Source organism: Candidatus Bathyarchaeota archaeon (assembly GCA_026014725.1).
Classification (GTDB): Archaea; Thermoproteota; Bathyarchaeia; order Bathyarchaeales; family Bathycorpusculaceae; genus Bathycorpusculum.
In genome coordinates, this window is the sequence record JAOZHV010000005.1 from 1 (window position 1) to 11,712 (window position 11,712).

15 protein-coding genes are annotated in these 11,712 nt (G+C 48.8%); 3 read left to right on the forward strand and 12 right to left on the reverse strand.

What is annotated here, in order from left to right; translation table 11 throughout:
* Positions 1-454: 454 nt before the first annotated feature.
* Entirely contained in the window at positions 455-2,413 is a 1,959-nt protein-coding gene (locus NWE95_00655; GenBank protein MCW4002411.1) for a cation-translocating P-type ATPase, read from the reverse strand.
* Positions 2,414-2,515: 102 nt separating this feature from the next.
* On the opposite strand from NWE95_00655, the gene NWE95_00660 reads away from it, so the two are divergent.
* The 3 genes from NWE95_00660 to NWE95_00670 all read left to right on the forward strand — a co-directional run bounded on the left by NWE95_00660 (position 2,516) and on the right by NWE95_00670 (position 4,426).
* Complete coding sequence (locus tag NWE95_00660; GenBank protein ID MCW4002412.1) at positions 2,516-2,914, forward strand: CopG family ribbon-helix-helix protein; 399 nt, start codon at positions 2,516-2,518, stop codon at positions 2,912-2,914.
* Positions 2,915-3,182: 268 nt separating this feature from the next.
* The gene (locus NWE95_00665; GenBank protein MCW4002413.1) at positions 3,183-3,986 is read left to right on the forward strand and encodes a hypothetical protein; all 804 of its coding nucleotides are present in this window, start codon (positions 3,183-3,185) and stop codon (positions 3,984-3,986) included.
* Between the two features lie 101 nt (positions 3,987-4,087).
* The gene (locus NWE95_00670; protein MCW4002414.1) at positions 4,088-4,426 is read left to right on the forward strand and encodes a metalloregulator ArsR/SmtB family transcription factor; all 339 of its coding nucleotides are present in this window, start codon (positions 4,088-4,090) and stop codon (positions 4,424-4,426) included.
* Positions 4,427-4,622: 196 nt separating this feature from the next.
* Here NWE95_00670 and NWE95_00675 read toward each other — a convergent pair whose 3' ends face one another.
* From NWE95_00675 to NWE95_00725, 11 genes are all read right to left on the reverse strand, one after another.
* Positions 4,623-6,074: an ABC transporter ATP-binding protein gene (locus tag NWE95_00675; GenBank protein MCW4002415.1), complete on the reverse strand. Its 1,452-nt coding sequence runs from the start codon at positions 6,072-6,074 to the stop codon at positions 4,623-4,625.
* An 11-nt stretch (positions 6,075-6,085) separates the two neighbouring features.
* Positions 6,086-7,549, reverse strand: coding sequence for a terminase family protein (locus tag NWE95_00680; protein ID MCW4002416.1), 1,464 nt, complete (start codon positions 7,547-7,549; stop codon positions 6,086-6,088).
* Entirely contained in the window at positions 7,506-7,946 is a 441-nt protein-coding gene (locus tag NWE95_00685; GenBank protein MCW4002417.1) for a hypothetical protein, read from the reverse strand. The genes NWE95_00680 and NWE95_00685 overlap by 44 nt, the downstream gene beginning before the upstream one ends.
* Entirely contained in the window at positions 7,921-8,244 is a 324-nt protein-coding gene (locus tag NWE95_00690; protein MCW4002418.1) for a hypothetical protein, read from the reverse strand. Before NWE95_00690 ends, NWE95_00685 begins: the two co-directional genes overlap by 26 nt.
* Positions 8,241-8,450, reverse strand: a complete 210-nt coding sequence (locus tag NWE95_00695) for a hypothetical protein (GenBank protein MCW4002419.1) — start codon at positions 8,448-8,450, stop codon at positions 8,241-8,243. The genes NWE95_00690 and NWE95_00695 overlap by 4 nt, the downstream gene beginning before the upstream one ends.
* 3 nt (positions 8,451-8,453) lie before the next feature.
* Positions 8,454-8,702 (reverse strand): hypothetical protein, encoded by a 249-nt coding sequence (locus NWE95_00700; protein MCW4002420.1) that lies wholly within the window; start codon positions 8,700-8,702, stop codon positions 8,454-8,456.
* Positions 8,686-9,093: a hypothetical protein gene (locus NWE95_00705; GenBank protein MCW4002421.1), complete on the reverse strand. Its 408-nt coding sequence runs from the start codon at positions 9,091-9,093 to the stop codon at positions 8,686-8,688. The genes NWE95_00700 and NWE95_00705 overlap by 17 nt, the downstream gene beginning before the upstream one ends.
* Positions 9,094-9,095: 2 nt before the next feature.
* Positions 9,096-9,458 carry a hypothetical protein gene (locus NWE95_00710; protein MCW4002422.1) on the reverse strand — a complete coding sequence of 121 codons (363 nt, stop codon included), beginning with the start codon at positions 9,456-9,458 and terminating at the stop codon, positions 9,096-9,098.
* Complete coding sequence (locus NWE95_00715) at positions 9,455-9,739, reverse strand: hypothetical protein (protein MCW4002423.1); 285 nt, start codon at positions 9,737-9,739, stop codon at positions 9,455-9,457. The genes NWE95_00710 and NWE95_00715 overlap by 4 nt, the downstream gene beginning before the upstream one ends.
* On the reverse strand, positions 9,736-10,737 hold the full coding sequence (locus tag NWE95_00720) for a hypothetical protein (protein MCW4002424.1): 1,002 nt from the start codon (positions 10,735-10,737) through the stop codon (positions 9,736-9,738). Before NWE95_00720 ends, NWE95_00715 begins: the two co-directional genes overlap by 4 nt.
* On the reverse strand, positions 10,737-11,712 hold a 976-nt coding region (locus NWE95_00725; GenBank protein ID MCW4002425.1), incomplete at its 5' end, for a hypothetical protein. The genes NWE95_00725 and NWE95_00720, both read right to left, overlap by 1 nt.

Genomic DNA, 11,712 nt, shown 5'->3' on the forward strand with positions numbered 1-11,712 from the left:
GAAAACACGTAAAATCACGTTCATAACTGCACGAAAAAGCTGGATGCACTTTAAATCGGTCTTTGCTCAGTTGCATAACAAAAGTTCGAGTTTAGCGGTTCAAACGCGCACACTACAGTGAAGTGCGGGGGGTGGGATTTGAACCCTACCATCAGTGGCGACGTTTCCCGCTATCCCTTTTTTTGGGTTCTTGCTTGCAAGCTGCTTTCGGAGGTGAATTTGATGGTTGAAAAAGTTGTGAAGTGTCCAAAGTGTGGTTGCGAGAGAGTATACAAAGACGGAATACGGTACACGTGTAACGGGCAAGTGCAGCGGTATCTTTGCAGAAACTGCGCCCTACGATTTTCAGAGGAGGCGGCCACACTCAGATGGCATAAATAGGGGTCGCTGGGATTTGCTCCCGGCGGTCAGTGGCGACATCTCCCGCGATCCACTTTTTTCAAAGTTTCAACTTTTAGAGCTTCATTCTTGACAGGCGCAGAGTATTCAGAAGGACCAGCATAGTTACGCCATCATCGCCCGCAGCTACAGTAAACCATAATGGGATAAGCCCCATTAGCCCCAACGTGCCAAGTGCTATTTTGATCGCTAATGAGGCAGCTATGTTTTCCTTCGCTATTCTCATGGTCTTGCCGCTGAGCCTCAAAAGATACGGTATCTGAACGAGTTCGTCCTTGACCAGAACAACATCAGCTGACTCTAGGGCAACGTCGACACCGCTTCCTCCCATGGCGATTCCCACGTCAGAAGCTGCAAGCGCGGGAGCATCGTTGACGCCATCGCCTACCATGGCAACTGACCCTTTTTCCGCTCTAATCTCATTCAGAAGTCTGAGCTTGTCTTCAGGCAAGAGTTCTGCATGCACCTTGTCAATTCCTAATTCCTTCGCTGCATCTTCAGCGATTTCCCTTTTATCTCCAGTTAGCATAACGGTGTGGATTTCATCTTTCTTAAGCTGATTAATGGTAGACATTGCATCGTTGCGGACTGTGTCCATGAGGCAAACTGAGGCTTCGCCGACCTTCTCTATAGCTATGCAGATGCCTGTGTGCGTTTCATTCTCGTAAAACTCCACAATTTTCCCACAACTGCAGCCGTAATCTCTTACAAGGTCGATGTTTCCGATGATGACTTCTGAGCCGTTGACCCTGCCGATTATTCCTCTTCCTGAGATCTCTTCTATGTCGTTGACTTCGAGCTTGTCAAAAGATAGTTTTTGCTCTTTCGCCTTGCTAACGATTGCTTTGGCAATTGGGTGATCTGAAAACTGTTCTAAGGCTGCAGCATAAGTCAGCACTTTCGAATCTATGGTTTCGTTGGACTTGAGTTCGTGAACGATAGGTCTTCCAAAGGTGAGTGTACCTGTCTTGTCGAACACGACGGCCTTGATTCTGGCTAGCTTTTCAACGTAGACGCCTCCTTTGATGATGGCGCCTTTTCTGGCTGCTATGGTGACTGCTGTGAAAATCGTGGCGGGAACTGAGATGACAAAGGCGCTTGGGCAAGAAATCACGAGGAGTATTAGTGATCTGTAAACCCATTCGCTGGGTGTGCCGCCTCCAAAGGAGGAGCCGAGGACGGCTGTTAGTGCTGCCAGTAAAACTACGAGAGGGACATAGATTCGCGCGAATTTGTCTACAAGTTTCTCTATGGATGCTTTTCTCTTCCGTGACTCCATCACTAGCTCGACTATTCTTGAAACCAGGGTGTTTTCGGCTTTTTTGGTGACTGCAACTTTGAGAACGCCGTTCAGGTTTAGCGTGCCTGCATAAACGTTGTCGCCAGTCTTCTTTGAAATAGGAACTGATTCTCCGGTAACTAGTGACTGGTCGATCGATGACGTTCCTTCGGTGATTGTTCCGTCTAGGGCGATTCTTTCGCCTGGCCTTACAAGGATAATCATCCCGAGCTGGATTTCCTTAGTGCCAAGGCTGTTTTCTGTTCCGTTGACGAGAACGTTTGCTTTGTCAGGCATGAACTTGGAGAGAGTCTCAACGGTTTTTCTTGCTCTGTCAGCTATGTAGTCCTCGAAGTACTCTGCCAGGGAGTAGAGGAACAGGACCATTGCTCCTTCGTATAGGAAATCAAGGTATGCTGCGCCTAGGGCTGCTACTGCCATGAGGAACTCGATTGAAAATCTTCGTTCGAGGACGAGTTCTTTGAGGCCTTTGAAGCCGATGTATGCGCCTGCGGCGATGACTGAGGTGTGAAGCATTATGATGGAGACGGATGCTGGCTCGTTGAGGATTGGTATGATGAAGTTGAGTGGAATGCCTTGGAAGAAAAGGTCTAGGAACCCTGCAATGACTATGGTGATTCCTAAGGCTACGGCTATCTTGAGCCAAACGCCTCTTCCCTCTTCCTCTTCGAAGCTTTCGCTTTCGTCTTTGCTGTGGTCAGACATTTTGTTCATTTTTATAGAAGCCTAGAATCGTATATTAAAATAGTGCTAAATTTCACCGTGGAAATATTAATAAGATATTAGTCTCAAATAAGAAAGTTAATGGTGGTTTCGATGACGGTTGTGAGTATAACACTCCCGAGCGAGCTTCTTGGGAAATTCGACGAGTTCATGGGGAACAGGGGATACTACAGCAGATCAGAAGCTTTCCGCGATGCGGTGCGTTCTCTTATGGCTGAATCGGAGCTTGCAAAACTTGAAGCTGGCAACGTAGCCGCAGTGATAATGACGACCTGTGAATATGCTAGGAAGGATGTGGATTTGAAGATAACCGAGTTGAGGCATGAGTTTGACGATGTTGTTATAGAAAACGTTCACCGGCATATTGAGGACAAGTTTTGCATCGAGATTTTCATTTCTCAAGGGAACAATGATAGGATACTGAACCTTGTCAATAGGCTGCGGGGAATGCATGGGATTCTGCAGGTCAAAGCTATGTTTATGCCACTGTAGCTGTCTCGCCTCTTTGGCATGCCTTGTTCTCTTTTTGCTGTCTATCTTTGAATGTTTGTTTCTGGATTTGCGCGAGGAAGCCTTATAAGCCCGTTATGCTCGTAGTATATTAGTATATTAGAATATCTTGGGGTATTGGATGATGATAGACAACGCCAAAACACGCCACGATTTGCTTTGGAGAGATGTTTCAAAACTGTTTCACAACTGTTTCAGCAAACTATCAAATCATTCGAATACTCTAATAACATTAACAGAGGTGAACTGAATGAAAACCTGGAAAATAGCAACAATCGCCGCCTTAGGATTGGTGGCTCTAACCGTGACAGTTGCCACAGCCTACGCATACTGCTGGTGGGGACTAGGAACACAAACCCCATACAACGCTTACACAGGAACCACAGTTCCAACTACACAGATCCCTGCTCCGGTAACCCAGACAAACACTCAAACACCAACGCTCTACACGCCGCAATTTACCACATCCGGATACGGGTATAACGGGGGTTGGGGCGGATGCATGGGACGTTGGGGCAATGGTGCCTACGGCTACCCAACAACCGGAACCGCAGCTCCCTTGACAATAAACCAAGCCGCTGAAGTGGCAAAAACCTACGTAGCTTCGCTAAACAACCCTGACCTCGCAGTTGATCATGTTGAAGAGTATACTGGTAACTTTTACGTTCAAGTGGGCGAGACAAGCACTGGCTATGGAGCCTTTGAATTGCTCATCGACAAGTACACTGGCGTGGTCAGACCTGAAATGGGTCCGAACATGATGTGGAACACAAAATACACTTTCGGAAACGGCTGGTGCAACTGGGTAAGAGGCACGACAACTGCAACACCGACAGTTACAGTCGAACAGGCTAAGGCGAATGCGCAGCAATACCTTGATAGCTACTTGCAGGGCGCAACAGTCAGCGATGCAACAACTTTCTACGGCTACTATACTCTTGAAGTGCTCCAGAACGGCAGCCCCTATGGAATGCTTAGCGTCAACGGTTTCACTGGTCAGATCTGGGTCCACACCTGGCACGGAACATTCGTTCAAGAGCTGACAGTTAGCTAAGGCTGCGAAGCATGCAAAGAAAACGTGATTCTCCCTTTTCTTTTGTTATTAAGAAAATTTAAGAGTGTGTTACAATGTTAGAATATTCGAAGGTGCAGGATATGGCAGAGAAAGCAAAGATTGACATGACAATTTACGAGTTGCAGGCTGAGATTTCAAAGACGCTTGCAAACCCCATCAGACTTGCTGTTTTGCATTCTCTCAGAGAGGGGGAGAAGACCGTGAATGAGCTTTCTGAAATATTGGGTGCGCGCCAGTCGAATCTTTCTCAGCATCTAGCGGTATTGCGACAAAGGGGCATCGTTAAGACGAGGAAGCAGGGCGCCAGCATTTTCTACAGCACTTCCAATCCTAAAATCAATCAGGCTTGTGACATGGTTCGCGAGGTTTTGCTGGACCAGCTTAAGCAGAAGCAAGAGCTGGCAAAAGCCTATCCTTGAAGGTTCAGCTGGGGGTTAATTGATAGATGTGTCCTTTTGGGTTTGGTTGCGGTTGTGGTTCAGGGTCGAATGATAAGGAGCGGGAAGTTGTTCACGAGGTCGTTCGCGAAGTCGTTATGATTCCCTGCAAGTATTGCGGGGCTCTCTTTGCCCAAACCGCGACATTTTGCCCGCATTGCGGAGCAAGGAGAACCGTCTAAGAATCTGCTGGAAGATTGCTCGCAAACAGGTAAACCTTCGTTTGCATGAGCATCCCGACGAGCTTGATTAGTTTGACCATTTTGTCCGAATCAGCGTTTTCAATGCACTTCGCATAGTCGGATGTTTTTCCGAAGGGTTGATGTCTGCTAACAGCGAACTCCTTTTCAAAACGTGGATGCTTATTCTTGATGAATAGTTCCTTGAGCTTCTCTCTCGCTCCGGAATTTAAGGAGGCAAGTTTCTGCGAAACGTAGCGTCCACTGCTCAAGAGGTGCAAATTGAAACCGAGTTCAGAAAGTAGCGACGCAATCGCTAAGATACTCTTGGTGGGTTTTTGCTCGGTGACTTTTTGAAGCCCGGCTTTTTCCGCGAAGGGGTTATACTTTGCCATGACTGCAACCATCTCGATACATGGCGTCCCAGCCAGAGCTAGGGTCTCACGAATTATTTTGGTGCCTAAACCTATTGTGCGATACTTAGGGTGAATTACAACGCGATTGATGATGCTGAGTTGCCTGTTTACTTCTCTCATCGGCATGTGTGGCAGCACAAGCCTTCTTCCGAAGCAGTTGGGCGGAGGATAACAGTAGACTATCACGCCACAGAGCTCATCCCCGCGTTTTAGACGAAAAATACTGCGAGGAGCCGCGACTAAGTGGCCTCGATAATGGAAGGCGCTGAGTCTATGCCAGTCAGCTATTGTTCCTCGCTCTATCTTCATTTCTCGGATGAGGCTGCATTCTGCTGCGGTAGCGTTGGGATAATACTTGACTTGGATTTCTTGCCCGAATCGCTTATGCACATGAACACTTGGGTTCAGATCCTCTAGCAGGTCATTATGAGTTGTCGCTGCTATCACGGCTTTGCCTTGTTGCCTGGCGATCTTCTGCAGGTTAAAAGCGATTATCTTTGCTGTGTCTCTGTCTAGGCATGCGGCGAATTCGTCCATTAGCCACCACTGCTTGCCCGATTCGATGAGTTTGGCGATTCTGTAACGGTACTTTTGGCCGTCACTCAGCTGCTCGTATGTACGTAGGAAAAGGAAAGCATCGTTCAGACCTACTTTGCTCAGGAGCTCGAGTCCTTCTTCCACGGTTGCCCCGACAGTCTCGATGAGCGGTTTCTCGGTGTCTACAGTGATCTCGTTCAGATCGGCAGCTTCCTCACATAGGTCTTTTCTCAATGCTCGTAGTAAAACGGATTTTCCGCTGCCGCTGTCTCCCGTGATATAGACAATGTCTGTTGGGCTGATTTTCAGTTCGGTGTCTAGGACTGTGAATTTCTGGGCTTCGTCAATTCCCAGTCCGAAGGCCTCTGCGATCACGAGGGCTCTTGGAGTGAGTTTCACGGTGGTTTCGTATGATATGTTGAAGCTGAATTTGCCTTGCTCTCGGTCGTATGTCCTGCAGACCTGTCTGACTCTGAAGTGATCGGTTCTATCTCTCATCTTGATCCTCCTCAAATTCTGCGTTTGGCGATTCTGGGTAAGATTGCGAGGAAGGGTTCAGGCGCCATTGTCACAGTGGCGTAAACCGACAAGGCAATGCTCCAGAAGACATCGTCGTGTGTTCCGTTCGGATGGCTAAAACCCACGGCTCCATCCTTTCGCAGCTCGTAGCGTTCCACGTTAAGCTCGGTGCAGATGTCTCCTCGGTAGGGGCGCTCCCAATTCAACAGTGGATAGAATAGCCTTTGATCCATCATTCGCTGTTTGAGCAGACTTGCCATCTCACTTTTGCGGGGCAAGGAAAAGTTGACGCCTTCTGCGTTGTTTATGCCCGCGTTCTCCATGTCAGAGATGATGCTTGGGCCTTCCCTTGTGAAGTCTACTCGGATTTTCTCGAAGCCACCCCAGCGGTCCTGAACTGCTTTAATGTAACCCAAAACGTGAGCATACTTTGTCGGCTGCTGAAACACCTTCAAATGCCTAAGCAGAAGCCTATCATTCACCCGCTCAACAACCGAGAACACACAATAGTCTCTTGTCTGCGCCAAGTCTAAGCCACCGAAGAACTCGCCTTCACAGCTATCTTCTGGATTGAATTCTTGCAGGTCTTCCCCGCAATTCTTCACCGTGCCCACACACGAAACAATCAGGCTTTGGGCAAGCCAAACGTCTTCGTCTTCAGCCCACTCTGCCTCCATTTCACGGCGCCATCTTGCTGGGTCATCTCCAAACTGGCGTTTAATGCGCGCAATCATTTCTGGGCTCAGCGGGCCATTGGGCGCCAAAGCTTTCTCCCAAGTGAAGTGATGTCTTGCAAAATCCGAGTAGTCTCGGTGATTGCACATTTTCCAAAATAGGGCATCCGTGTTAAACGGCGTACTGCTAGCAATCAGTTTACCATTGGTTGTTCCCAAAGTGAATAAAATTGCGTCATACAGGTCTTCATCGTTTGAGGTGAAATTGGTTTCATCCCACCAAATCCGGTGAAACGTGTTACCTCTAATAGTATCGGGATTATTAGGAAAAGCCTCAATTACTGAGCCATTGGGCAAAGTTATTCTGGTTTTCTGCACATGTAAGCCTTGCTGGGGAAGGCTGCGACAAAAGCTGGCTACACGCCTTATGTTGAGTTTAGTTTGACGCCAACTAGGTCCAATGAACCCAATGTTCAGGTCTTTATTCTCATAAGCATCCTGCAAAAGCAAGCCACCTATGCTAGTGCTTTTTCCCGTTTGCCTCGGCCATCGTACAGCCAAAAACTGGTTGTTTCGGTAAAGTTCCGCTAATTCCATCTGGTAAGTAAACGGCTTGAGCCTGCAGACTTCAACGAAAAACCTTGCGGTGTCGCCCTTCACAGAATTAACCTCTGCAGCTTTCGCTGCGTCAACAGCCATAGCCTCTTCCCGTATCTGCATGCGCAAGGCGAATGCGTCAGTTGCGTGCCACGTTCTGGGACTTTGCCTTCTCCTCTGCAAGCCTCTGCTTCAACTCCAAAACCTCAGCCTCAAAACCACGGTAATCCAAGTAATCCGCGAAAAGTTCCTTGTAGATCTTTACGCCCTGAATTATGCTCCGCAAACGCAAAGTCTCTGCCTGTTCGAGCCCTGGCTGATCCAACGCCTTCAATGCTGCGCTTAGCACTTTCAGCTGTTCTTCGATGCTGGGAAGCTCCGAGGGCAAAACTAAACTGGTAGTAGTAGTCCTTTGTGATTCAGAGTGGACGACTACTTCTAACCCTAGACGCGCAATTTTCTTTCTTATGCAATCCCTAGTTTTGCCCATAGCTTTCGCTATTACCCGCACAGATTTGTTTGCCTGCAGTAGTATCTGCAGCTGCTTCTCTTCTTCAACTGTCCAAGGCTTTCCCTTCATTTTCAAACTTCACCTTTAAACTGAAATAGTGCTTTCTGCCACGCGTCTCCTTAGCTGCAATTCCCCTGCCCACCAACTCGTTAAGAAGCATACTTTCATGCGCACGCTTGCAACCCGTAACCGCAGCAACCTCTCCAGCTAAAGCGGGTCTCCCAAACTTCGACAAAGCAGAAATAGTGGGCAGAAAACGATGCGATACCTGCACTTGCACCTGAGGCAACGCGGTTACTTTCGCATCGATGATGTCCAGCTTCTTTAGGACTTTGTCGAAGTAGGCTCTTTCCTCGTAGTGCCTCACGCTTTCCCCTCACCGCTTGACGCCACGTTGACGTTGATTTTGGCTTTCCAATATGCCAAAAGCGCCACTCCAACAGAGCCGACTATGGCGCAGACTGGCGCTTTAACAGCGTCAGGAATTGGCTGAGTTGCAACATACGTAGCCGTAGCCACGCAAGCGCTTCCAACAGCCACAAACGCCGCTTCTCCATTCTCACTTGTTTGCACGAATCATTCACCTCCGCGCTTCCCAACAAAAATCCCAATAATCGTGCCACTTAAACCGGTAAGTGCAGCGAAGATTTCGCTGTTCCATGTACGTAGTATGGCCAGATGCGCAATCTCAATGGCAGCCAAGCAAACGGTCATGCCGATGCCGAATTTGACCACGTACACAAGCTGCTCATTAGGCTCCTCGCTCACCAGTCTTCCACGTTGAACGCGCCTTCTTGTGAGTGCTCGTTTAATCGGGTCTGCCATGGGTGCTCAACCTCTGCTGAAAAGTCCGCGGACGATTAGACTGATTGAAGACCTTGCGGTCCTTCATCAAGAAGCTATTCACCAACCTGCTGGCAACTTCCTGCGGAAAATGACCACTCTCAATGACTGAGACATTGACCGCCCAGCTAAGCGGAATAGCCGTATAATCTAAATCGTATACGCCGTCGGCATACTGGAAACTGTTCTGAGCCAAGACTATGTGTTTGGTTTGGCTTCCAAACAAGCCGACAAATACGCCCCAGCTTCTAACTGGAACATCAATAACTCCGGCGTAGCTGCTGCTCTTGCCAGTGCTCGCGTCACACCATTCCACGCACACAACATCGCCCGAATTCAGTTTCTCAACGATTTTCTTCAAACTACCCTTCATTTTTACAAGATCTCCTGCAATTCCAAAGTAAAACTTCTAAGATTCTGAGCCGCAACATCGACTGCCGAGAAGCTTACGCCGGTTATTTTGACGTTTGTGCTGCTCACGTTCCGAACAGCCAAAGTGCTCACGAAAGCCAACAGGGTGCCTGCAGCAGCTTTATCCTCAAAATACTTCACGAGACTGCTCGCCCAGGCAACATCCTGCTCGACGCAATCTATTTTGAACGTGCGAACGTAACCAAACACAGTCAAGTTTCGCTTTGCCGTTCCATTATCCCACTTGTCAAACATCGATGACAAGGGCACTAAGCTTTCATCCCAGTTCACTACGTTCAAAGTTTGACTATCCAAGGAGACGCTCATGGCTCCAGCTCCACGTCAATAACAGTTGAGAAGTTGAAGTCTTCAGGAACCCCGCTTTTTCCAGCCCTTAACTCGTTAACGATGGCAATCAGAGCCAGCTTTGCATCCTGCAACGTTAATGGCCTACCGAGCAACTCACGAACCTTTCGAAGGCGCTCAAACAAATCTTCCTTCTTCAACACGAAAGTGAACATGATTCCGCTTCCCGAGGGCTTGTCATAAGCGATTGTCAAGGTGACTTCACCAGTTGAAACTGAAACCTGAGTTATCTTGACGGTCAACGCGTGTCAACTCCTATGTAGCCCACGCAGCCGCCTAAACCTGCAAGGTAGAGGTTGACGTCAGAAACCGAAACTACGTCAAGCGTGCAGCTAAAGCTCAACAAGCCAGTTCCTGAGCCGGTGCTGTAGTAGTCTGTGGCGTCTCCGAAGCTTACTGCACGTTTCTTTCCGACACCTACCGTTTTGGTTGGATTCAAGTTTAGAGGCTCAAGCATCAGGTACAGCGTTGAGCCTTGCGGGAAACCCAAAGTCACAGGCTGATTAACAGTGCCGAATAGCAGCCAAGGCGAAGCGTAAATGCTGATGTGCACTGCAGTGCTGCCGTTGTCTTTGGATATGGCAAATGAGTGCGAAGTGCCAACCGACAGGCTACAGGCGTACATTGCCGAGGCGCCATTGTTTGTTCCCGTGTCTTGATAACGCTCTGTCCAATTGACTTGGGCACCATCCACAGCTAGAGAAACTCCGTTTGTTAAGGAGTCTCCAACATTCTCAAAGTTAGTTTGCCCGCTTGATGTGATCGCGTAGCAGCGGACTATGAACACGGCGTTTTTCAAGGCGCCTATCGGAGTTGTCCTTGAAGAGACCGTGAGGTTTATCGTGCTTGAATAAGCAGCAAGAGCGGAACCAGCCTTATCCAAGAATTGAGCTTGCCCAAGCTTAAAGTTAGACACAGTCACCGTTGCACCATTATAGTAGCCTTCTGCTATTACGGCGTGCGTTCCAGCTGCAACGTAAGCCACACCCGTATAAGTGCCACTGATTGATCCGCCAAAGCGGTAAGCAAACACATAATAACTGCCAATTTTTAGCCTTACTCCGCCGTAGCCTGCCGAAACCTGAAAACTAAACACAACAAGCGCCGCAGAAGCCAACGTAATGTTCCCATAGTTCTTGACGGTTCCCCAGCCACTCGTAGTATAAGCATAAGCTGTAGCATCATCTATCAAGCTACTCTCGCTTGCCAGAAGCCGAACTTGCTCAGCCAACAAAACCATCAGGCAAACACGCTCCCCATACGGATGCTCTTCGTAGAAGGCGCACTGCCACTCGTAGCCTCAACAACCACTGAGCGCAACTGCTGCATTACCCGCTGAGCCGCAAGCTCCACAGTTTCCTTATCAGCTGAGCCCTGAACCCAAACCAAAGGCGCATTAATGTACACCGTACTGCCACTGCCTCCAGGCAAGCTTCCGAACTCCCGAAGAGGCACAACAGCTTCAGGACCAGCCTCACCGATCAAAGCTAAAGTTGGTCCCGTTACGATGCCGCCTTCAGCGAAGCCTAACGCTTTGCCGATTCCGCCGAAGAAGCCGCCTATGGCGCTGCCTATGCCGCTTAAGCCGTTCCAAATGGTGCCCAAGAAGTCAGCCACCGGCTTCAAAACATTAACGTAAACCCAGTTCAGCGCATCAAATACTGGTTTGATGAGGTTGTTATAAGCCCATGACAGCCCGTTTGCGAACGCATTCCAAGCACCAAGCAAGGCTCCGCCGATGAAGTTGCCAAACGGAACCAGCACATTATCCCACAACCACTTCAAACCATCATAAACAGTGTTCACAGCAGTAGAGAGTACGTTCCAGACCCAGACGAGCCCCTGCAGAACACTCATGAAGTAGCCAGCGAGGAAATTCCCTATTGGAACGAAGATGTTGTCCCAAATCCACTTCAACCCATTATAAACCGCGCCAACAGCGCTGCTGAGCACATTCCATGCTGAGGTTAACCCTTCCCAAACGCCGATGAACGTGTTTACAATAAAGTTGCCTAAGGGAACAAGGACGTTCTCCCAAAGCCATGTTAACGCGACGGTTACAGCTTCCAGAATAGGCTTAAAGAAGTCTCCAAGCGCTTTGCCAATAGCGTCTATCGCGGCGCGGAATTCTGGGCACGCGTTGTATGCGGCGATTAAGGCGCCGATGATTAAGCCTATGGCGGCAACAACAGCCACAATCGGGTTTGCTGCAAGA